22 protein-coding genes and 2 tRNA genes are annotated in these 21,291 nt (G+C 70.3%); 8 read left to right on the top strand and 16 right to left on the bottom strand.

Annotated features, from left to right (window positions below):
• Positions 1-15: 15 nt before the first annotated feature.
• Positions 16-1,182: a site-specific integrase gene (locus P6897_RS05320; RefSeq protein WP_331709738.1), complete on the top strand. Its 1,167-nt coding sequence runs from the start codon at positions 16-18 to the stop codon at positions 1,180-1,182.
• 208 nt (positions 1,183-1,390) lie between these two features.
• Here P6897_RS05320 and P6897_RS05315 read toward each other — a convergent pair.
• Both P6897_RS05315 and P6897_RS05310 read right to left on the bottom strand, forming a co-directional pair.
• Positions 1,391-1,464, bottom strand: a tRNA-Pro gene (locus P6897_RS05315).
• A gap of 21 nt (positions 1,465-1,485) precedes the next feature.
• A tRNA-Pro gene (locus P6897_RS05310) sits at positions 1,486-1,555 on the bottom strand.
• Between the two features lie 113 nt (positions 1,556-1,668).
• On the opposite strand from P6897_RS05310, the gene P6897_RS05305 reads away from it, so the two are divergent.
• Together P6897_RS05305 and P6897_RS05300 are read left to right on the top strand one after the other, a co-directional pair.
• Complete coding sequence (locus P6897_RS05305; RefSeq protein WP_282502315.1) at positions 1,669-2,286, top strand: GNAT family N-acetyltransferase; 618 nt, start codon at positions 1,669-1,671, stop codon at positions 2,284-2,286.
• A 22-nt stretch (positions 2,287-2,308) separates the two neighbouring features.
• Positions 2,309-2,677, top strand: coding sequence for an RNA-binding S4 domain-containing protein (locus P6897_RS05300; protein ID WP_023951692.1), 369 nt, complete (start codon positions 2,309-2,311; stop codon positions 2,675-2,677).
• A gap of 53 nt (positions 2,678-2,730) precedes the next feature.
• On the opposite strand, the gene P6897_RS05295 is transcribed toward P6897_RS05300, so the two are convergent.
• The 12 genes from P6897_RS05295 to argC all read right to left on the bottom strand — a co-directional run bounded on the left by P6897_RS05295 (position 2,731) and on the right by argC (position 14,681).
• A complete protein-coding gene (locus P6897_RS05295; RefSeq protein ID WP_282502314.1) occupies positions 2,731-3,525 on the bottom strand; it encodes a DUF4184 family protein in 795 nt (264 codons plus the stop codon).
• A gap of 9 nt (positions 3,526-3,534) precedes the next feature.
• Positions 3,535-4,839: a tyrosine--tRNA ligase gene (gene tyrS / locus P6897_RS05290; RefSeq protein WP_282502313.1), complete on the bottom strand. Its 1,305-nt coding sequence runs from the start codon at positions 4,837-4,839 to the stop codon at positions 3,535-3,537.
• 153 nt (positions 4,840-4,992) lie between these two features.
• A complete protein-coding gene (locus P6897_RS05285) occupies positions 4,993-5,343 on the bottom strand; it encodes a VOC family protein (RefSeq protein ID WP_274177579.1) in 351 nt (116 codons plus the stop codon).
• 73 nt (positions 5,344-5,416) lie between these two features.
• Positions 5,417-6,109: a hypothetical protein gene (locus P6897_RS05280; RefSeq protein WP_282502312.1), complete on the bottom strand. Its 693-nt coding sequence runs from the start codon at positions 6,107-6,109 to the stop codon at positions 5,417-5,419.
• On the bottom strand, positions 6,106-6,750 hold the full coding sequence (locus P6897_RS05275) for a SatD family protein (RefSeq protein WP_274177577.1): 645 nt from the start codon (positions 6,748-6,750) through the stop codon (positions 6,106-6,108). The genes P6897_RS05280 and P6897_RS05275 overlap by 4 nt, the downstream gene beginning before the upstream one ends.
• Before the next feature lie 78 nt (positions 6,751-6,828).
• Positions 6,829-8,259 carry an argininosuccinate lyase gene (argH, locus tag P6897_RS05270; protein ID WP_282502311.1) on the bottom strand — a complete coding sequence of 477 codons (1,431 nt, stop codon included), beginning with the start codon at positions 8,257-8,259 and terminating at the stop codon, positions 6,829-6,831.
• Positions 8,260-8,268: 9 nt separating this feature from the next.
• Positions 8,269-9,369, bottom strand: a complete 1,101-nt coding sequence (locus tag P6897_RS05265) for a heparan-alpha-glucosaminide N-acetyltransferase domain-containing protein (RefSeq protein WP_282502558.1) — start codon at positions 9,367-9,369, stop codon at positions 8,269-8,271.
• A gap of 33 nt (positions 9,370-9,402) precedes the next feature.
• Entirely contained in the window at positions 9,403-10,326 is a 924-nt protein-coding gene (gene argF / locus P6897_RS05260; RefSeq protein WP_064956902.1) for an ornithine carbamoyltransferase, read from the bottom strand.
• The gene (locus P6897_RS05255) at positions 10,323-11,570 is read right to left on the bottom strand and encodes an acetylornithine transaminase (protein WP_112613827.1); all 1,248 of its coding nucleotides are present in this window, start codon (positions 11,568-11,570) and stop codon (positions 10,323-10,325) included. The genes argF and P6897_RS05255 overlap by 4 nt, the downstream gene beginning before the upstream one ends.
• Complete coding sequence (gene argB, locus P6897_RS05250; RefSeq protein WP_114587953.1) at positions 11,567-12,472, bottom strand: acetylglutamate kinase; 906 nt, start codon at positions 12,470-12,472, stop codon at positions 11,567-11,569. The genes P6897_RS05255 and argB overlap by 4 nt, the downstream gene beginning before the upstream one ends.
• The gene (gene argJ, locus P6897_RS05245; RefSeq protein ID WP_282502310.1) at positions 12,469-13,626 is read right to left on the bottom strand and encodes a bifunctional glutamate N-acetyltransferase/amino-acid acetyltransferase ArgJ; all 1,158 of its coding nucleotides are present in this window, start codon (positions 13,624-13,626) and stop codon (positions 12,469-12,471) included. Before argJ ends, argB begins: the two co-directional genes overlap by 4 nt.
• Positions 13,623-14,681, bottom strand: a complete 1,059-nt coding sequence (argC, locus tag P6897_RS05240; RefSeq protein WP_282502309.1) for an N-acetyl-gamma-glutamyl-phosphate reductase — start codon at positions 14,679-14,681, stop codon at positions 13,623-13,625. The genes argJ and argC overlap by 4 nt, the downstream gene beginning before the upstream one ends.
• A 367-nt stretch (positions 14,682-15,048) precedes the next feature.
• Between argC and P6897_RS05235 the strand changes: the two genes are divergently transcribed.
• Genes P6897_RS05235 through P6897_RS05220 form a run of 4 tightly spaced genes read left to right on the top strand, consistent with a single transcriptional unit; the run spans position 15,049 to position 17,676 of the window.
• Complete coding sequence (locus tag P6897_RS05235) at positions 15,049-15,705, top strand: hypothetical protein (RefSeq protein WP_282502308.1); 657 nt, start codon at positions 15,049-15,051, stop codon at positions 15,703-15,705.
• A complete protein-coding gene (locus P6897_RS05230; RefSeq protein ID WP_112613817.1) occupies positions 15,702-16,001 on the top strand; it encodes a transcriptional regulator in 300 nt (99 codons plus the stop codon). Before P6897_RS05235 ends, P6897_RS05230 begins: the two co-directional genes overlap by 4 nt.
• On the top strand, positions 15,998-16,924 hold the full coding sequence (locus P6897_RS05225) for an ABC transporter ATP-binding protein (protein WP_282502307.1): 927 nt from the start codon (positions 15,998-16,000) through the stop codon (positions 16,922-16,924). Before P6897_RS05230 ends, P6897_RS05225 begins: the two co-directional genes overlap by 4 nt.
• Entirely contained in the window at positions 16,924-17,676 is a 753-nt protein-coding gene (locus P6897_RS05220) for an ABC transporter permease (RefSeq protein ID WP_282502306.1), read from the top strand. Before P6897_RS05225 ends, P6897_RS05220 begins: the two co-directional genes overlap by 1 nt.
• 31 nt (positions 17,677-17,707) lie before the next feature.
• On the opposite strand, the gene P6897_RS05215 is transcribed toward P6897_RS05220, so the two are convergent.
• Both P6897_RS05215 and P6897_RS05210 read right to left on the bottom strand, forming a co-directional pair.
• On the bottom strand, positions 17,708-19,288 hold the full coding sequence (locus tag P6897_RS05215) for a hypothetical protein (protein ID WP_282502305.1): 1,581 nt from the start codon (positions 19,286-19,288) through the stop codon (positions 17,708-17,710).
• Positions 19,270-20,073: an ABC transporter ATP-binding protein gene (locus P6897_RS05210; protein ID WP_240309665.1), complete on the bottom strand. Its 804-nt coding sequence runs from the start codon at positions 20,071-20,073 to the stop codon at positions 19,270-19,272. The genes P6897_RS05215 and P6897_RS05210 overlap by 19 nt, the downstream gene beginning before the upstream one ends.
• 59 nt (positions 20,074-20,132) lie before the next feature.
• Between P6897_RS05210 and P6897_RS05205 the strand changes: the two genes are divergently transcribed.
• The gene (locus P6897_RS05205) at positions 20,133-21,257 is read left to right on the top strand and encodes an AAA family ATPase (RefSeq protein ID WP_282502304.1); all 1,125 of its coding nucleotides are present in this window, start codon (positions 20,133-20,135) and stop codon (positions 21,255-21,257) included.
• Positions 21,258-21,291 lie beyond the last annotated feature (34 nt).

The raw sequence follows: 21,291 nt of genomic DNA, 5'->3' as shown, positions 1-21,291 counted from the left end.
GTGCCTCCGGTCGGCGTGAGGATCTCCACCGACCTGGAACGTCGCTCCTACGGCATCCGCGCCCGTGCCCGCTGGACGGACCCGATCAGCAAACGCCGCATCATCCGCTCCGAGATCGTCGCTGACGAGGCTGCAGCGCATGAGTTCTTCGACTCGCTGCGGCAGTCCTCGGCCAAGGGCATGGACGTGTCCATGACGCTCACCGAGTTCGTCACCACGATCGGCGACCGATGGGCGCGCGGCCTCGACCCCACCTCCACCGGGGAGACCTACGGGTACGGGCTCAAGCTCCGCGTGCTACCTGCCCTCGGGCACCTACCCGTCACGCAGATCACCGCCGGGATCATCGACCGCACCATCGATGCCTGGGAGAAACGGCATGGGGCGTCAACGATCAAGAACTCGATCGCACCTCTCGTGCGGGTCCTCGACGAAGCAGTGCGCGACGGGCTCATCCCGATCAACCCCGCGAAGAACCGTGCCAAGCGCAGCCTGAACCGCAATGCCTTCCGTCTCCAGCCTGCGGAGGATGCTTCCCCACGCGCCCATGCGATCCCGGACATGGGCACGCTGACGAAGCTCGCTGAAGCCTGCGGGAAGGTCCACCAGTCGTACTCCGACTTCGTCATGCTCGCCGCCCTCCTCGCAGCGCGCTCCTCCGAGGTCTCGGGCCTTCAGGCCGGTGACGTCCGGTTCGACAAGAACATCGTGGTGATCGCGCGGCAGACCTACCCCGGCAAAGGCGGGCTCATCACGAAGCAGACCAAAGGCCGCAGAGAACGCCGCGTCCCGATCCTCGACCCGCTCCGACCGGTTCTTGAGCGGCTCACGGAGGGGAAAGAGCCCGAGGATCGGCTGCTGGTCGGCCCGAAGGGCGGCGCTCTCACGACCGCGACCGTGCGGGACGCGACGAACTGGGACCAGATCGTCAGCGATCTCGGCCTGCCCGACCTTACCCGGCACGGCCTCCGGCACACCGGCGCGACGTGGATGGCGGACGCCGGCATCCCGCTGCACGTCCTTCAGGACATCCTCGGCCACGCCTCCGTCGAGACCACCCGCGGATACCTGCACCCCGACGACCGCCACCTCGCCTCCGCTGCGGAGCAGGCCAACGCCTTCCTTGCCCGATCCGCCAAGGCCAGCAGACCGAGCCGGCGCGGGGCCTCGAGGTCACTGTGACGGGGAGCCGGGAGCCACGACGGAGGCTCTGGTCCCCTTTTGGTCCCCTTATCCACAGGCAACGACCTCCAGAGAGCCAGATACGCCCTCCGACGTCTGTGAGCCGGCATCGATGCCTTGGCGAGGGGACCAGAGGGGGACCAACAAAAACCCGTCGCCAGACATGACGAAGCCCCGATGAAAATGGCTTCTCATCGGGGCTTTTCTGTCGGGATGACAGGATTTGAACCTGCGACCCCCTGACCCCCAGTCAGGTGCGCTACCAAGCTGCGCCACATCCCGTGGCATCGATTTTCAGTTATTTCGGGCCGACCGGAGGGGGTGAACCCCTTGACCCCCAGTCAAGTGCGCTACCAAGCTGCGCCACATCCCGGTCCGCTGCCCGCACGCGGACAACTCCCCTATCCTAACGGGTCCGCGGCCCACTCGCGAACCGGTGCACCCGGGCGCGTTGCCCGTGTCGGTGGCGAGCGCTACGGTCGGCCCATGACCGAGACGAGGATCGTGCCGGTGACGCCCGGCAGCTTCAGCGACGCACAGCACGCCATCAGCGGCGGTGGTGACGGACGGGAGTGTCAGTGCCAGTGGTGGACGATGACGAACGCCGAGTTCCAGCGCACCGACATCGAGGGACGGGCGGCGGCGTTCCGCAGCGAAGTGAATGCCGCACCCTCCCCCGGCCTCGTGGCCTACGTCGACGGTGACGCCGCCGGCTGGGTTCGCGTCGGGCCGCGGACCCGCCAGGTGCGACTGAGCAAGACCCGCGCCTATGCCGGTGCGACCGACGAGCCCTGGGACGACGCGGACGTCTGGGCCGTCAGCTGCTTCGCGGTGCGCAAGGAGCATCGCGGCTCGGGCCTCAACGCGGCGCTTCTCGATGCCGCGATCGCCTTCGCCCGCGAGAACGGCGCACGCGTGGTCGAGGCGTACCCCGTCGACCCGGATGCGGGGCGAAAGGTGACGTCCAACGAGCTGTACCACGGGGCTCTCTCCACGTTCCTCAGCGCGGGCTTCCGCGAGGTCGCGCGCCCCAAGCCGCACGTCGCCGTGGTCTCGCTCGAGCTCGCTGACGCACACGAAACCAGTACCGGCGAGCACCCGTGACGCTTGGGCGAGAATGGAACGCATGACCGCATCCGATGCCCCTGTCCGCGTGGACTCGTGGCTATGGGCGGTCCGCATCTACAAGACCCGCTCAGCGGCGACCACGGCGTGCCGCGCCGGTCACGTCCGGGTCAACGGCGAAAAGGTCAAGGCGTCGCAGTCGGTAAAGCCCGGCGACGAGCTGCGGGTGCGGATCGCGGGCTTCGACCGCATCCTCGTCGTCCGGCAGACGCTCACCAAGCGCGTCGGCGCGCCCGTCGCCGCGACCGCGCTGGAAGACCGCACTCCCCCGCGCGAGCCGATGGCGATGCTCGCCGTCCGTGATCGCGGCGCCGGCCGGCCGACGAAACGCGAACGCCGCGAGATCGACCGACTGCGCGGAGTCGACTGACCCACACCTCGGGCACGCGACCACCGATCGCCTCGACAACTACCCCGCGTCACTCAGCGCACGACACGTCGCCGCGCCACCTGCACGACGACGCACAGCACGAGCGTGACCAGCCCCCAGATGGCGCATGCGGGCGGCAGCACGCGGTACGCCAGGTGCTGGGCGGTCCACTCCGCCGTCAGTGGCCCGTACGCGGCCAGGCCGATCAGCCACGCCACGACAAGCGCGACCGGCAGCGACGCCCACCAGACCACCCGCACGGCGCCGGGCAGTACCCGCCGCACCCGAGCCGACGACCGTTTCCGCAGCCAGAACGCCCCCGCGACTGCAAGCCCCAGCAGGCCGAGCGCGCTCGATGCGTACTGGAACCACCGGTAGCCGTGGAACGGTCCCCAGCGGTCGGCCAGCGCCGGGAAGAGCTCGACGCCCCAGCGCCCCTCGTGGGTGAAGGCATCCCAGGCGATATGACTCAACACGCCGAGAGCCAGCGACACCACGACCAGCAGAACCGTGACCGCGACCGACCGGCCGCGCCCCGTCCCCGGCACGACCGTTCGCAGCGCGTCGCCGCCTGTGGCATCCCACGTCGACGGCAGCCGTCCGGCAAGCCAGTCCGGCGCGAGCTCACGGACCGCGGGGCGCAGCAGGAGCCACCATGCGAGCAGCAGCACGCCCGCTATCACGACCGTCAGCCACGGGTACGCGTGCGTCTGCGCGTAGCTGATGCCGATCCCCCGGGCGAACAACGGCAGGTCTGGAGCCATCGCCCCGACAGCCACGGCCGCCGGCACGAGCGGTGTGCGAACAACCGCCAGCGCGACGACGGCGTGGCTCGGGGTGAACGGCATCCGGTCGGGTCAGTCCTCGACGAAGACGCCCGCGAGCGTCTTCTTGCCTCGCCGCAGTACGGCCACGCCACCCGGCAGATCCCCGACGACGACGGCCGACTCGTCGTCGACCTTCGCACCGTTGATCGAGACGCCGCCCTGCGCGATGGCCCGGCGGGCCTCCGACAGGCTGCCGACGAGCCCAGTGTCGACGAGCAGCTGCACGACCGAGGTGCCGGCCGACGCGGTGGCGTGCGGAAGCTCCTGCAGGGCCGAGCGCAGCGTGGCGGCGTCGAGAGCGGTCAGGTCGCCCTGGCCGAACAGTGCATCGGATGCCGCGATGACCTTGGCCGTCGCGTCGACACCGTGCACCGTCGCGGTGACCTCGAACGCCAGACGCTTCTGCGCGGCACGGCGGAACGGCTCGTCGGCGACGAGGCGCTCGTTGTCCGCGATCTCGGCGCTGCTGAGGAACGTGAACACTTTCAGACGCTCGACGACATCGGCATCCGCGGTCGAGAGCCAGAACTGGTAGAACGCGTACGGGCTCGTGAGCTCGGCGTCGATCCAGATGGCGTTGCCCTCGCTCTTGCCGAACTTCGTGCCGTCGCTGTTGGTGATCAGCGGCGTGCCGAACGCGTGCACCGAGGTGCCCTCGACGCGGTGGATCAGGTCGGTGCCGCTGGTGAGGTTGCCCCACTGGTCCGATCCACCGGTCTGCAGCGTGCAGCCGTACTGGCGGTAGAGCTCGAGGAAGTCGAGCCCCTGCAGAATCTGGTAGCTGAACTCGGTGTAGCTGATGCCGGCATCCGAGTTTAGGCGCGCGGCGACGGCATCCTTCTTCAGCATCGTGCCGACGCGGTAGTGCTTGCCGATCTCGCGCAGGAAGTCGATCGCCGACAGCGGCGCCGTCCAGTCGAGGTTGTTCACCATGCGAGCGGCGTTCTCGCCCTCGAAGCTGAGGTACTTCTCGATCTGACCGCGCAGCCGGTTGACCCACTCGGCGACGGTCTCGCGCGAGTTGAGCGTGCGCTCGGCGGTCGGGCGCGGGTCACCGATGAGGCCCGTCGAGCCGCCGACGAGACCGAGGGGCTTGTGACCGGCCAGCTGCAGGCGGCGGAGCGTCAGCAGCTGCACGAGGTGACCGAGGTGCAGGGATGCCGCCGTCGGGTCGAAGCCGCAGTAATACGTGATCGGGTCTCCGCCGAGCGCTTCTCGCAGCGCTTCCTGGTCGGTGGACACATGCACGAGACCGCGCCACACCAGCTCGTCCCACACGTTCTCGAACGCGGGATCGAGCGCCACGGGGGCGGTCGTCAGGGCTTCATCAGACACGCGCTTCAGGTTATCAGCGGCGCACGGCGCGGCTGGTCGGGCAGGTCCGACCTGTCAGGAATCAGCCTGAGTCGTCCCGCCGACAGGCTGAGAGGCGCTCGGGGCGGCTTCGCCGTCCCGACCTGGCGTCTGAGCCTGACGACGGCACGCGAGTCAGCTCGCCGAGACCTGGTCGTACAGACCGATCACATTGCCCTCGGAGTCTCGCAAGTAGACCCAGCGCGCGTCGTCGCCGAGAGCCTGGATCTCACCGACCTGTTCGCCGCCCGCTGCAACCGCCGCGGCCACGACGTCTTCGATGCGGTCGACGGTGAAGACGACTGTCGGATGCGGCACGGCAGACCGTTTGTGCAGGTCGCCGTTGACGCCTTCGCCATCGGGCTGCCGGAGCACGCCCATGTCATCTCCCCACGGCTCGTAGTCGAACCCGAGAACGGTCCGGTAGAACTCCCGGGCGCGCGCGATGTCGTCTGCCGGGATCTCGAAATGCTCCATCTTCGCCATGCCTCGAGCATGACGAACGCCGCTCAGCACGACAAGAGTCGACGGCGCACCCGCCGACCCGCCTCGATGACGCTCAGGCGGTGCCCCACCAGATGAGAAAGGCCGCGCCGAGGGCGACGACCCAGCTGACGAGGCTTCCGACGAGGAAGTACTCGGCGCGGTCTCCCCCGTCGTGGTCGCGTGAGATCTCCGGGAAGCGGACGATGCCCTTCGCCGCGAGCACGGCGGCCAGCAACGTGAACGCACCGGTGAGGGTGAGGGCGAACACGAGCACGCGCTCGAGGGGGCCGATGATGCGCCCGCCCTTCAGCTCGTTCGCCGCTTCGGCGGCGACGACACCGCCCCGCAGCGATGCCCGCACGATGACGTTGCCGGACTCGACGAGGAAGACCAGCGCTCCCGCGAGCGCGATGGCGAGGTCGAGGCTCACGACGCCGAGGGGCGAGTCGATCGGCCAGATCCTCTCGAGAGGCCCCTGGCCGTCGCGCACCCCGATGAGGGCGACCGCCACGGCCACCACAACGGCCAGGAGCGCCGCAGGCCACAGTCCCCATCGAGTGGGCTCGCGCGTCGAGGTGACCGCCGCCCACCCGGCCGCGACGGCGATCGCCGCGAACCACCAGGCCGCGGCGCCCGCCCAGGCTGCGAGCGGCAGCAGCGCAGCGCCGAGGACCACCAGCACGATCCCGAGCTTCGCGCCCGACATCCGTTTGCGAGCGAGATCGAGCCCGCCGACCGCGAGCAGCATGAGACCCGCGCCGATCACGACGAGCGCTCCGTCAGGGCCGTGTACCCGGCGACGATCGCGGGAGCTCCGGATGACGCCAGCAGCTGCGATACGGCCGACTGGGTGATGCCCTCCTCTTTCGCGAGAGCGCCCTGGGTGCGACCGAGGCAGCGGCCGTAGGTCAGGCGCCGCGCGCGCGCCGACATCGCCCCGACGAGTTCGTCGCGGGCGAGCGCGTAGGCGTTGGCGAAGCGGATGCGGTCGGCCATGGCGACATCCTCGTCCTCCCCTCCGACAATGCGGATGCGGGCGCGCGGAACCGCGCGGTCCTGCATCGCGTGCACCTGCTCGATCGCCTCGCGCGCCCGCCACCACCCCGGCCCGTCGGAGATGTCCGAGCTCTCGGATGCGACCGAGCCGACGTCGCCGACACCGACCCCGAAGCGCAGCGACGCCTCGTCGGGCAGCGACAGCTGCAGGAGCAGAAGCCAGGCCAGCGCGTCATCCAGCTCGTCGAAGACCGCCTGGAACTCGTCGGCGAACGTGGCACGCATCGGGGTCACGGCGACGGGAAGGGCGCGATCGACCTCGGCCATCGTTGCTTCGATCTGCGCCTGGGTGCGGCTGCGATCGTCGAGCAGACGAGAGCCGACGATGTCGGCGATGACAGCAACGGTCATGCAGATCAGGCTAGCACTTATATCCCGCGGATATCAGTCATCAGCTGATGAATGCCTGATATCAGATGATCGCTTATGTCAGAGCTGCCACACCCGCACGGCCTGCTGAGCCTGAGCGATCAGTGCCGCACGCTGCTCGTCGACCCGCACCGGCGCGGTTCCGCCGATGCCGTCGCGGCTGGCGACCGATCCCTCGGGCGACAGAACCTCGTGGACCTCGGGAGCCAGGTGCTCCGAGACCGAGACGAGGTCGTCATCGGATGCCTCATGCAGCTCGATGCCCCGCTCCTCGCAGAGCCGCACGAGCGAGCCCGAGATCTCGTGCGCCTCGCGGAACGGCACACCGCGCTTGACGAGCCACTCGGCGACATCGGTCGCGAGCGAGAACCCCTGCGGCGCGAGCTCGGCCATCCGGTCGACGTCGAAGCGGAGCGTCGCGACCATGCCGGCGAACGCGGGCAAGACCACCTCGAGCGTCTCGATCGAGTCGAAGACCGGCTCCTTGTCTTCCTGCAGGTCGCGGTTGTACGCGAGCGGCAGCGCCTTGAGGGTCGCGAGCAGGCCCGAGAGGTTGCCGATCACACGACCGGCCTTGCCGCGGGCGAGCTCGGCGATGTCGGGGTTCTTCTTCTGCGGCATGATGCTCGACCCGGTCGAGTAGCCGTCATCGAGCGTGACGAAGCCGAACTCGCGGGTGTTCCAGATGATGATGTCTTCGGCGAACCGCGAGATGTCGACGCCGATCATCGCGGCGATGAAAGCGAACTCGGCCACGACATCCCGCGAGGAGGTGCCGTCGATCGAGTTGTCGGCGGGACGCTCGAGGCCGAGCTCCGTGGCCACGAGCTGCGGGTCGAGACCGAGGGTCGCACCGGCGAGCGCTCCCCCGCCGTAGGGCGAGATCCGCGCGCGCACCGACCAGTCACGCAGGCGCTCCAGGTCGCGCAGCAGCGGCCAGGCGTGGGCCTGCAGGTGGTGGGCGAGCAGCACTGGCTGCGCGTGCTGCAGGTGGGTGCGGCCGGGCATGATCGCGCCGGAGTGGTTCTCGGCCTGACCGACGATGGCGTCGATGACTCGCAGGATGTCGCGGGCGATGACCTCGGCGTGATCGAGCAGGTACAGACGCACGAGCGTGGCGATCTGGTCGTTGCGGCTGCGTCCGGCGCGCAGCTTGCCGCCGAGCTCCGGCCCGACGGTCGCGATGAGGGCGGCCTCCAAGGCGCCGTGCACGTCTTCGTCGCCGGGGGCTGGCTGCAGCGATCCGTCGCGGACGGCGGCGAGCACCGAGTCGAGCCCCGCGTGCATGCGGCTCTCCTCGTCGGGCGTGAGGTACCCGGCGGCGGCGAGCGCCTTCGCGTGAGCGTGAGATCCGGCGATGTCGTATCCGGCGAGCGCCCAGTCGAAGTGCGTCGATCGGCTCAGGCGGGCCAGCTCGGGCGCGGGGCCCGAGGCGAAGCGGGCTCCCCAGAGAGCCCCGGAGTTCGTGCCGCCTGACGTGTCTGCGCTCATCGCTCCAGCCTATCGGGGCGGCATCGCTGTCCCCGGCGCCTCCACGCGCCCGCGCACCGTCAGCCGGGCGAGTGCGTCGATGCCGGCTTCGAGGGGACCGCGCCCGACGGCGAGCGCCCAGGCCGTGCATCCGACGATGATGCCGAGGGTCATCGGCCAGAACGGATCGAGGGCTCGGTAGGAGTCGAGCTCGAAGACGCCCGGCTCGGCGGCGGGCCGGGTGAGTGCCCATACGACGATCTGCGCCGAGTACGCGGTCAGCGGCATCGAGCCCACGGCGCGCAGCGGCAGCGCGACCCACGTGAGGGGCGTCCGGCACACGAGCACGCACACGCCGATGACGAGGAGGGCGAACCCGCCGGATCCGATCACCTCGAACAGCCCGGATGAGTGGGCTTCCCCGGTCCACGGGGTCTGTCCGAAGACCTCGGAGCGCCCCCACACGATGTCGAGAGCGGCCCCGGCAGCGGTCAGGGCGAGCCCCGCAAGCGCGAGGAACCGCGGCGTCGCGCGCGAGCGCAGGTCGAGGCGCGCCGCCCCCATGCCCGCGAGGACGAACGCCATCCAGGTCAGGAACGGGTAATGCCATCCGACAGCGTTCGAGACGTCGACCCCCTCGGGTGTCGACCAGAACGACAGGCCGTCGATCGCCGCTTGCGGAAACGGCGCGACGAGCCCGACGACCGCGGCCGCGATGAGCAGCGTGCGTGCCCGCAGCGGCAGCACCGCCGCGGCGATCACGAACAGCAGCGCGTAGGCGGGAAGGATGACGTACACCGGCACCGCGAGGAAGAGAAGCAGCACGCCGATCACCCAGATCGCTCCGGCCCGCACGAGCAGGCGCAGACGGGCCGTCTCGAGTCGTGGCCCGCGCAGCGGAACCGGTCCGCCGCTGATGAGCCCGATCGAGACACCCGCGAGCGTGGCGAACAGGATCGACGAGCGCCCGTGGACGATCCCCTCGTACGAGGAGGGGATCGTCCAATCGAAGTCGGGGATCGCGAGCAGGTGCGCCGCGAGCATCCCGATCACGGCGAGGCCGCGAGCGAGGTCGACGCCGTCGATGCGCGAGGGCGCGAACAGCGGGCGGCGGCGCAGCATCTCGCTCATCCCCGGCACCGGCCGCTCCTCACCGCTCCGCGGTCACTGCTGACGCAGCAGCCAGACCAGCAGCGCCTTCTGCGCGTGCAGACGGTTCTCGGCCTCGTCCCAGACGACGCTGTGCGAGCCGTCGATGACGTCGGCGTCGACCTCGTAGCCCCGGTCGGCGGGCAGGCAGTGCATGAAGATCGCCCCGTCGGCGGCGGCATCCATCGTCTGCTGCGTCACCTTGTACGCACCCAGATCGCGGATGCGTGCGATCTTCTCCTCCTCCTTGCCCATCGACACCCACGTGTCGGTCACGATGACGTCGGCGCCGGATGCCGCTTCGAGCGGGTCGACGAGGATCGTGACCGATCCGCCCGTCTGTGCCGCGATGCGCTGCGCGTCGGCGACGACATCCTCACGCGGGCCGTACCCCTCGGGAGACGCGACTCGAACGTGCATGCCCGCGGTCACGCCCGCGAGCACGTACGAGTGACCCATGTTCGACTGCCCGTCGCCGAAGAACGACAGCGTGAGCCCGGCGAGGTCGCCCTTGTGCTCGCGGATGGTCAGCAGGTCGGCGAGCAGCTGGCAGGGGTGGAAGTCGTCGCTCAGCGCGTTGACGACCGGCACGCGAGTACCGCGCGCCATCTCCTCGAGGCCTGCCTGCGCGTACGTGCGCCACACGATCGCGGCAACCTGGCGCTCGAGCACGCGCGCGGTGTCGGACGGGGTCTCCTTACCGCCGAGCTGGCTGTTGGCCGTCGAGATGATCAGCGGCGAGCCACCGAGGTCGGCGATGCCGACCGCGAACGAGACGCGCGTGCGGGTCGACGACTTGTCGAAGATGACCGCGACGGTCTGCGGACCCTCGAGGGGCTTCAGCTTCCAGCGGTCCTTCTTCAGCGAGAGGGCGAGATCGAGGACCTCGGCCTGCTCGGCCGGGCTCAGGTCGTCGTCGCGGAGCAGGTGGCGGGTCATGCGGATTCCTCCGTGGTCGTGTTCTCGAGAAGCAGGGCCGACTCGACGGTGCGCAGCGCGGCGGTGAAAAGCTCGGCGAACTCGTCGATCTCGACGTCGCCGATGGTGAGCGGCGGAGCGATCCGCACGGTGCGGTCGTTGGCGGCGTTGACGATCAGGCCGTGCTCCTGCGCCGCCGCGACGACGGCGCCGGCGACCGGATGCCGCAGCCCGACGCCCAGCAGCAGACCCTGTCCGCGCACGCCCTCGACCAGTGCCGAATCGATCGTCTCGAGCACCTGCCGCAGGCGTGCGCCGTGAGCTGCGGCGGCCTCGACGAGCCCGCCGTTCTCGATCTCGCCGAGCACCGCCGACGCCACAGCGGTGCCCAGCGGGTTGCCGCCGAACGTCGAGCCGTGCGTGCCCGGGTAGAACAGATCGCTCGCGCTCGCGAAGGTGATGAGCGCGCCGATCGGGAAGCCGCCGCCGATGCCCTTGGCGACCGTGATCGCGTCGGGCTCGATGCCGGCGTGCTGGAAGGCGAACCACGCGCCGGTGCGCCCGGCACCGGTCTGGATCTCGTCGATGATCAGCAGCGCGCCGTGGCGCTTCGTGATCTCGCGCGCCGCCGCGAGGTAGCCCTCGGGCAGCGGGATGACCCCGGCCTCGCCCTTGATGGGCTCGACGAACAGGGCCGCGACGCGGTCGTCGATCGCGGCCTCGAGAGCCTCGATCGTGGAGTCGATGCTCTCGACGCCGGGAACCATCGGCTCGAACGGCTGCTGCATCTGCGGCTTGCCGGTGAGGGCGAGGGTGCCCATCGTGCGACCGTGGAACGCATCCTTCAGCGCGAGGATGCGGGGGCGCTCGGCTCCGCCGTGCAGACGTGCGAGCTTGAACGCCGCCTCGTTCGCCTCGGCGCCGGAGTTGCCGAAGTAGACGCGACCGGCGTCGCCGGTGCCCGCGAGACGCTTGAGCTTCGCCGCGAGCTCGAGCTGCGGCGGCGTGGCGAAGTAGTTCGAGACGTGCGACAACGTGGCCGCCTGACGCGAGACCGCCTCGACGAACACGGGGTGAGCATGTCCGAGCGAGTTGACGGCGATGCCGGCCAGGAAGTCGAGGTAGCGCTTGCCGTCGACATCCCAGACGTACGCGCCCTCGCCGCGCTCGAGCAGCGCCAGGCGCGCGCCGGCGCTGCGGACGAGGTCGCGATCGACGTCATCCGCCCATGTGGGCGCTGTCTGCTGGATCGTCGGGTTCGTCATCCCGCCACCACCTCCGTACCGATTCCCTGTGCTGTGAAGACTTCGACCAGCACCGAGTGGGGCTGGCGTCCGTCGATGATGGCCGCCGTGTCCACTCCCCCGTCGACCGCGTCGAGGCATGCCTGCATCTTCGGGATCATCCCCGACTCGAGCTTCGGCAGCATCGCGCGCAGGTCCGTCGACGTCAGATGCGAGACGAGCGAGTCGCGGTTGGGCCAGTCGGCGTAGAGGCCGGGCACGTCGGTGAGGACGACGAGCTTCGTGGCACCGAGGGCCGTCGCGAGTGCAGCGGCTGCGGCATCCGCATTCACGTTGAGCGAATGACCGGGGTTGTCGAGATCGGGTGCGATCGAGGAGATCACCGGGATGCGTCCGGCGTCGAGCTGATCGTGCACCGGCTGCGGGTCGACCTCCACGACATCGCCGACGTGCCCGAGGTCGTGCTCGGTGCCGTCGATCACGACGCCGCGCCGGCGACCGCCGAACAGACCGGCATCCTCGCCCGACAGGCCGGTGGCGAACGGGCCGTACGCGTTGATGCGGGCGACGAGCTGCGGGTTGATCTGCCCGGTCAGCACCATCCGGACGACATCGATCGCCTCGGTGCTGGTGACCCGGTAGCCGCCCTTGAACTCGCTCTCGATCGAGAGCCGGTCGAGCATCTTCGAGATCTGCGGGCCGCCGCCGTGGACGACGACGGGCTTCACGCCGACGAAGCGGAGGTAAGCGATGTCCTGCGCGAACGACTCCTGCAACTCCTCAGAAACCATCGCGTTGCCGCCGTACTTGATGACGATGATCTGATCGCGGAAGCGCTGCAGCCACGGCAGCGACTCGATGAGGACGCCCGCCTTGGCGGCCGCCTCTTCGGGGGTCGTGTACTGGAGGTCGATGTCGTTCATGAGGAGTAAGCGCTGTTCTCGTGGACGTAGTCGTGCGTGAGGTCGTTCGTGAGGATCGTCGCCGTGGCATCGCCCGACTTCAGGTCGATGAGGATGCGCGTCGCGCGGGGCGTCAGGTCGACCTCTTCACGCGGGCGGTCGGGCCCGCCGGCGGTGCACACCCGCACGCCGTTGAACGAGACGTCGACGTCGTAGGGGTCGAAGGCCGCATCGGTCGTGCCGATCGCGGCGAGCACCCGGCCCCAGTTCGGGTCGTTGCCGAAGATCGCGGCCTTGAAGAGATTGTTGCGGGCGACCGAGCGTCCGACGACGACGGCGTCCTCTTCGGATGCCGCGCCGACGACCTCGATCGCGATGTCGTGGCTCGCACCCTCGGCGTCGCCCTGCAGCTGCTCGGCGAGGTCGGCGCACAGCTCGGCGAGCGCGGCGGCGAACTCGGCGGCATCCGGCGTCACGCCCGACGCGCCGCTGACCATGAGGGTGACCTGGTCGTTGGTCGACATGCACCCGTCGGAGTCGAGCCGGTCGAAGCTCGTGCGAGTCGCGGAGCGCAGCGCGGCATCCGCCTGCGCCGCGTCGAGAACGGCGTCGGTGGTGATGACGACGAGCATCGTCGCGAGGCCCGGTGCGAGCATCCCCGCGCCCTTCGCCATGCCGCCGATCGTCCAGCCACCCCGTGAGACGACGGCGCGCTTGGGCCGCGAGTCGGTGGTCATGATCGCGAGCGAGGCGTCCTCGCCGCCCTCGGCACTGAGCGAGCCGATCGCCGCCGTGGTGCCCTCGAGCACCTTGGCGCGGAACACCTCGTCGCCGGTGCCGATGAGGCCCGTGGAGCAGACGAGCACATCGCCCGAGCTGACATCCAGCAGCTCCCCCGCCTTCTCGGCGGTTTGGTGCGTCGTCTGGAAGCCGAAGCTGCCCGTGAAGCAGTTCGCTCCGCCGGAGTTGAGGACGATGGCTTCGACGACGCCGTCGGCGATCGCCTGCTGCGACCACATGATCGGGTTCGCCTTGGCGCGGTTCGAGGTGAACACCGCGGCGCCGACCTTGAGCGGGCCGCGGTTGACGACGACGGCGACGTCGGGCTTTCCGGTCGACTTCAGGCCCGCGGCGACACCGGCGGCTTCGAAACCCTGGGGGGCGGTGACGCTCACGGGGCGACTCCGTTCACGCTCAGGCCCGTGGTCTCGGCGAAACCGAGGGCGATGTTCATCGACTGGATGGCGGCACCGGCGGTGCCCTTGGCGAGGTTGTCGACCGCGGTCACGACGACCACACGGCCGGCGGCCCGGTCGATCGCCAGGCCCATGAGCGCGGTGTTCGCGCCGGTGACGTCGGCCGTTCGAGGGAAGGATCCTTCGGGCAGCAGCTGCACGAACGTCTCATCCGCGTAGGCGCTCTCCCACGCCTCGCGGATCTGAGCGTCGGAGACGCCGTCCGCGATCGGAGCGGTCGAGGTGGCCAGGATGCCGCGCGACATCGGCACGAGGACGGGGGTGAACGAGATGCGGATGTCGCCTACCGCGCCCGCTCCCCGAAGCGCCTGCCGGATCTCGGGGATGTGGCGGTGCGTCCCGCCGATGGCATAGGGGTTCGCCGATCCGAGGATCTCGGCGGCGAGGAGGTTCGTCTTCAGGCTCTTGCCCGCGCCCGAGGGACCGACCGCGAGCACGCTCACGATATCGCTCGGGTCGATGACACCGGCGGCGACACCGGGCGCGAGGCTCAGCGCGACGGTCGAGGCGTTGCACCCGGGAGCAGCGATGCGCGAGGCTCCGACGAGCTTGTCGCGCTGCTTGCCGGTGCCGTTCGCGCCTCCGACGAGGAGCTCGGGCACACCGTAGGTCCAGGGCTCGTGGAAGTCGCCGCCGTAGAAGGCATCCCAGTCGTCCGACGACGTCAGCCGGTGGTCGGCGCCCGCGTCGATGACGAGGGCGGTGTCAGCGAGCGCCTCGGTGTACTGACCCGACTGGCCGTGCGGGAGGGCGAGGAACACGATGTCGTGCCCCGCGAGCACCTCGGGCGTCGAGGGCTGCAGCGTGAGGTGACGCAGCGAGCGGAGGTGCGGCTGGTGTTCGATGAGCGGCTGACCGGCGTTGGAGTGCGCGGTGACCGTGCGGAGCTCGACCTCGGGGTGAGCGGCGAGCAGGCGCAGGATCTCGCCTCCCGCGTATCCGGATGCGCCGGAGACGGCGACGGAGAGGGGCATGACTTCCACCTTATTGTCTGGGATGACGTCGCCTTCGCGGCGACGGGGACCGGCGGCGGCGACACCACGCGCTCGACCGCGGATGCGGGAGCGTGCAGGGTCGCCTAGCGTCGGCGGTCGCCCAGACGTCGGCGCGCGCGAAGCACCGAGACGGTGCGCTGCGGGGCCGAAGACATGCGCCGACAGTAGCGCTCGCTCGCGGCATCCGCCAAATCCCCCGCTGCCGGCGTCCGCGGTATGAGGCGCAGTTGCGGCCGTCGGGCGCCGTTCGAACTGCGGCCGGCCCATCGAAGTGCGCTCGACCCGGCGGTGCGACCGCAACGATGCAGAGTTGACCGCGCAAGGTTTGCAGTGCAAAGTGGTTTGCATGGAGCACGATTCGATGGATGACGAGCAGCAGGCCGACCCGGCGGCGATGCTCGCCCTCATGCAGGACCAGCGCCGGCGCACCGCGCACTGGGTCAACCGCAACTACGCGGTGATGCTCATCACCTGGGCGGCGGCGTGGATCGTCGGATTCGGAGCCATCTGGAGCGCGGCCGACAGCGGCGGCAACCCCTGGTTCCGCATTCCGACGACCCCCGCGTGGATCGTCTTCGGCACGGTGCTCATCGCCGGCATCGTCGTCTCCGCCGTCGCCGGCATCCGCTCCGGCGTGGGCGTGCGGGGACCGTCGCGCCTGGCCGGGGCCATGTACGGCTGGGCGTGGTCGCTGTCGATGTTCGGTGCCGGCCTCCTCATCGGCGCGGTGCAGCGCACCGGCGCGGATGCCGACGTCATGGCAGTGCTCTCCCCCGCGATCTTCGTCCTGCTGGTCGGCGTGCTCTACCTCGCCGGCGGGGCGCTGTGGCGCTCCCCCGTCCAGTACGCGCTCGGCATCGTCATGATCGCCACCGCGATCGTGGCGTCGTACGCGGGCACGCCGACCAACTACCTCGTGTACGCGACCGTCGGACCGCTCGCGATGCTCATCGTCGCGACCCTGATGCTGCGCGGCGTCATCCCGGCGGAAGGCAGCCGATGACCGAGCTCGACCCGGTGATCCACGCCCCGGCCCGCCTGCGCATCGTCACGGCGCTGAACGAGGCCCTCGCCGACGGCGACGAGGTGACCTTCCCCGTGCTGCAGAAGCTGCTCGGGATGACCGCCGGGAACCTCACCACGCACCTCGCGAAGCTCGAGGCGGCGGGCTACGTCGAGACCAGCAAGGCCTTCGCGGGCCGGAAGCCCGTGACCTACGTCGCGCTGACCCCCGCCGGGCGAGCCGCGTTCCGCACGTACCGCACCCATCTGCTCGATCTCCTCGGAGGAGGATCATGACCGCCCTCATCAGCACCCGCGACCTCGTGAAGCGGTTCGGCGACGTCACCGCGCTGGCCGGAGTGACCCTCGACATCCACGCCGGCGAATGCGTCGGTCTGCTGGGCCCGAACGGCGCCGGCAAGACGACCCTCCTGTCGCTCGTCGAGGGCCTGCGAACCCCGACCAGCGGCGAGGTGCGGCTGTTCGGCGGCGACCCGCGCGACACGTCCTCGCGCGTGCGCCTCGGGTCGACCCCACAGGCGACGGCGCTGCCCGACGCCCTGCGCGTGGGTGAAGTGCTCGACTTCGTCGCGGCTCACTTCCCGCATCCTTCTCCCCGCGCCCGCATCATCGAGGAGTTCGACCTCGGCCCGCTGCTGCGCCAGCAGTGCGGGGCGCTGTCGGGAGGGCAGCAGCGGCGTGTGTCCGTCGCGCTGGCCTTCGTCGGCGACCCCGACCTCGTGCTGCTCGACGAGCCCACGACCGGTCTCGACGTCGACGCCCGACGAGCCCTGTGGGATGCCGTCCGCGCCCGGCACGCCGCCGGATGCGCCGTCGTGGTCACGAGCCACCACCTCGAAGAGATCGAGCAGCTCGCTCACCGCGTCGTCGTCATCGACGACGGTGTCGTCCGCACCGATGACACGCTCGCGGCCGTCGTGTCGAGCGTGTCGCGACGCCGTGTCACCCTGCGCGGAGTCTCGGCGGACGACATCCGGCGCCTCGACCCGGAGTCATCCGTCTCCACCGCGGACGACGCCGTGACGGCCGTCGTCGGCGACTCCGACGCTCTCGTCCGCTCACTCGTCGCCGCCGATCTGCCGTTCAGCGATCTGACGGTGCGCGGAGCGACGCTCGAGGAGGCGTTCCTCTCCCTGACCGCCACGTCCGCGCGCCCCGGCGCACCCTTACCCGCACCCACCACCGAGAAGGCCGCCTGATGTCCACGCTCTCGCTCACCCTGACCGCGACCAGATACAACCTCATCGAGACCGCGCGGGTTCCGATCGCGGTGATCGGGTCGGTCGTCTTCCCGACCCTCGCGTTCTGCCTGTTCGTGCTGCCCCAGGGCGCGGTCGTGGCGGACAGCAGCGTCGCCACCGCCGCCGTCTGCTCGATGGTCGTGTTCGCCTTCATGTCGTCCGGGCTGTTCTCGGTCGGGCTCGAGCTCGCCGAGCAACGCTCGAAGCCGTGGACGCCCTATCTGCGGACGCTCCCCGGCAGCCCGCTCGCCCGCATCGGGGCGCTGATCCTGGCGACCCTCGCGATCGCGACCGCGGCGATCGTGCCGCTGCTCGTCGTCGGAGGTGTCTTCACCAGCGCGCGGCCCGAACCGCTCCGGCTGCTCGCGGCCATCGTGCTCGTGATCGCGACGGCGCTTCCGCCGATGCTCATCGGTGCGATCATCGGTCTCACGACGGGCCCGAAGGCCGCCATCGCCGTCACGCAGGTGGCCCTGTTCCTGCTCGCCTTCGGCGGCGGCCTGTTCCTGCCCCCGCAGTTCTTCCCTGCTTGGCTCGACACTGCCTCGTCGGTCCTGCCGATCCGTCAGGCCCGAGAGATCGTCGTCGGCGTCGCGACCGGTGCCGAGGTGCCCCTCTGGGCGATCCTCGGCGTCGTCGCGTGGACGATCGCGCTGGGCGCCCTCGTCGTGTGGCTGTACCGACGCGACGAGGGCCGCCGCTACCGCTGATCTCGAGCGGGGCCGCGGGGCCGGACGTCGATCAGGTGGGGAACGACTTGATGCGCACGAGCAGGTCGGGACCGGTCCGTTCGATCGTGCGCCCTCCGACGAGCACCCCGACGATCGCGACCACTGCGCCGAACACGACACCGGCGGCCAGCGCGATCCAGCCCCACATCGCGTCTCCCGTCACGGCGTTCACGACGGCGGGCACGATGGCCGGCAACGACAACGCGATCACCGCGGCCCATACGACGAAGACCAGCAGGCCCATGATGGAGTTCTGACCCGGGGTGCTCTTGAACGGGCTGTCACCGGGTGCGGGCACCGGGGTGACGATGAGCGCCGACGACACCGCGCACGCGCCGTATCCGGCCAGCAGCACGCCGAGGGCCGCTCCCAGCACCGCGGGCAGGTGCGCCGCGTCGCCCGACACCACCGCGGTGGCGACCGCGATGAGGCCGATCAGCGGAACTCCGACGCACGCGGCGCCGAGCAGGCGACCGAGGCGGTCGGCACGGCCGGAGATGCCGGTGGCGAGGGTCGTGCCGAAGGCCGTGCCGTCGAAGGAGACATCGGCGTAGCCCACCGCGGCCATGACGAGCGCGGCGAGCACCGGCGAGATGAGGAACATGAAGCCGTCGGTCCCGCCGGTGAAGGCGAAGAGGACGGGGAACAGCGGGATGACGATGAGCTGCCGCAGGTACCGCGGATCACGCAGCCATCCCGAGAGCGATCGCGCCCACGTCGCGCCGACACCACCGGTCGGCATCACGCCGAAGAGGCCGAGCTTTCCGGCAGCCACGGTGCGAGTCGCGCGCTGGCGCGGCGACGACACGGCCGTCTCGATGACGCGGTCCCACACGATCCAGAGCACCACGACGGTCACGATGGCGATCACGGTGCTGGCGAGCGCGGGAAGCCACTGCCCCGCCGCCGCGCTCGGGGCGACCGACCAGGCGGCACCGAGCGGAGTCCAGGCGAGAATGCCGGCGGCCTGCTGCAATCGCGTCCACAGATCGCCACCGGCCTGATCGAGCAGCGCGGCGATGCCGGTGAGGATGGGACCGGTCATGATGAGGACGACGAGCACGACGGTGCCGATGATCTCGCGCGAGCGCCGGCCGCCCATGCCGCCCGAGAGCTCGCCCATCAGGCGCGAGGCCAGCACGCAGGTGAGAACGCCGAGCAGTACCGTCGGCACGGCGACGATGGCCGCGACCGGCCACCGCACCCACACGATCAGCGTCGCGAGGGCAGCGACCGTGGTGACGATGCCGGGGATGCCGGTGAGCCCGGCACCCGCGAGGGCGAGCATGACCTGACGGCGCGTCAGGGGGAACGGCGCCAGCCGCACGGCGTCGACCGTGCTGTCGAGCCCCGCGATGATGATCGGCCCCACGAGCCAGCCGAGGATCAGCAGCGAGCCGCCGAGGACCGCGACGACGGTCGCGGCCTCGAGGTTCTCGAACACCGACAGCGCGACGAACCCGACGACGAGCCCGCCGAGGATGCCGAGACCCCAGAGTGATCCCAGGATGAAGCCGACGAGCTGCCAGGGGCGACGGGCGAGCGTGTTCCCGAGAACGCGGTAACGCAGCTTCAGGACTGTCGCAACCACTGCGGTCCCTCCGACTGGTGGCGTCCGCCGACGAGCGAGACGAAACGGTCCTGCAGGCTCTCGCCGGCACGCACCTCGTCGATCGTGCCCGCGGCGAGCACGCGGCCTGCGGCGATGACGGCGACGTGGTCGCACATGCGCTGGACGAGGTCCATCGAGTGGCTCGAGACGATCACCGATCCGCCCGAGCTGGTGTAGCTGCGCAGGACGTCCTCGATGTTCGCGGCCGACACCGGGTCGACCGACTCGAAGGGCTCGTCGAGCACGAGCAGGCGCGGGGCGTGCACGAGAGCGCACGCGAGCGCGACCTTCTTGGTCATGCCCGCAGAGTAGTCGGCGACGATCGTCCCGGCTGCGCCGCGCAGGTCCATGAGGTCGAGCAGGTCCGACACGCGCGGTGCGATCTCGGGGCGCGGCAGCCCGAACATCATCGCGGTGTAGGTGATGAGCTGCTCCCCCGTCAGACGGTCGAAGAGCCGCACGCCGTCGGCGAGGTTGCCGATCGTGCGCTTGGCGGCCACCGGGTCGCGCCACACGTCGATCCCGTGGACGCGCGCGGTGCCGGCATCCGGGCGCAACAGCCCCGTGGCCATGGAGAGGCTCGTGGTCTTACCTGCGCCGTTCGGCCCGACGAGTCCGTAGAACGAGCCGGCCGGCACGACGAGGTCGATGCCGTCGACGGCGACCTTCTCACCGAACCTCTTGACCAGGCCGAGCAGTTCGAGGGCGGGGGCGGCACCGGCCGCCGGAGACGATGGGGTGACGCTGGCTGGGATCTCGCTCACGGCCCCGACACTATCGGGAAGCGGAGGGCGGTGTCAGACGCAGATGCCAGAGTGAGGGGATGCTGCGCACTCTGGCTGTATCGGGATACCGCTCGCTCCGCGACGTCGTCGTGCCGCTCGGCGACCTCACCGTCGTCACCGGCCCCAACGGCTCGGGCAAGTCGAACCTCTACCGCGCGTTGCGCCTGCTCGCCGCAGCGGCGCGGGGCGACATCGTGGGCGCGCTGGCACGCGAAGGAGGGCTGCCGTCGGTCCTCTGGGCCGGACCCGAGAACGGCGGAGATCAGGGAACGGTGCGCCGGGGACCCGTCGCGGTGCAGCTCGGCTACGCGTCCGACGAGCTGGGATACCTCATCGATCTCGGCATCCCGCAGGGCGACCAGACCAGTCCGTTCGCCCGCGACCCCGAGATTAAACGCGAACAGGTGTTCGCCGGTGTCGTCGCCAAGCCGTCGACGTTGCTCATCGACCGCACGCGACAGCTCACCCGCGTGCGCGAGCACTCCTGGACGATGCTCGACCAGCAGCTGGCGCCGTACGAGAGCATCGTCACCGATCTCGCCGACGGCGACACCGCCCCCGAACTGCTGACCCTCCGCCGCGCGATGACCGCGTGGCGCTTCTACGACCACTTCCGCGTCGACCTCGACGCCCCCGCGCGTCAGCCACAGGTCGGCACCCGCAGCCACACCCTCGCGCACGACGGGGCGAATCTCGCCGCGGCCTGGGCGACGATCGTCGACGCCGGGCACGGCGACGCTCTGGCGCGTGCGGTCGACCAGGCGTTCCCGGGCAGCCGCGTGCGCGTCGTGACCTCCGACGGACTCTTCCGCCTGACGATCGAGCAGCCCGGCCTGCTGCGTCCGCTCGATGCGGCCGAGCTGTCGGACGGCACGCTGCGTTACCTGCTGCTGTGTGCCGCGCTGCTGCCGGCGCGACCCGCACCGCTCCTGGTGCTGAACGAGCCCGAGGCGAGCCTGCATCCCTCCCTCCTCGCACCGCTGGCCTCGCTCATCCGAGCGGCATCCGAGCGCACGCAGGTGCTCACGGTGTCGCATGCCGATGCGCTCGTCGACGCTCTGCCAGAACCGTCGCGCGTCGAACTCCAGCGATCGAACGCCGAGACGACGGTCCGCGGTCAGGGTCTGCTCGACGTTCCGGCCTGGAACTGGGGCTCGCGCTGAGCCCCTCTCGGTCGGCCGGCCAGTCACGGGAACG

Source organism: Microbacterium sp. BDGP8 (assembly GCF_029991045.1).
In the GTDB taxonomy this organism is placed as follows: domain Bacteria; phylum Actinomycetota; class Actinomycetes; order Actinomycetales; family Microbacteriaceae; genus Microbacterium; species Microbacterium plantarum.
The sequence above is the reverse complement of the archived record's forward strand: the minus strand, read 5'-3'. Positions and strand labels throughout refer to the sequence as shown.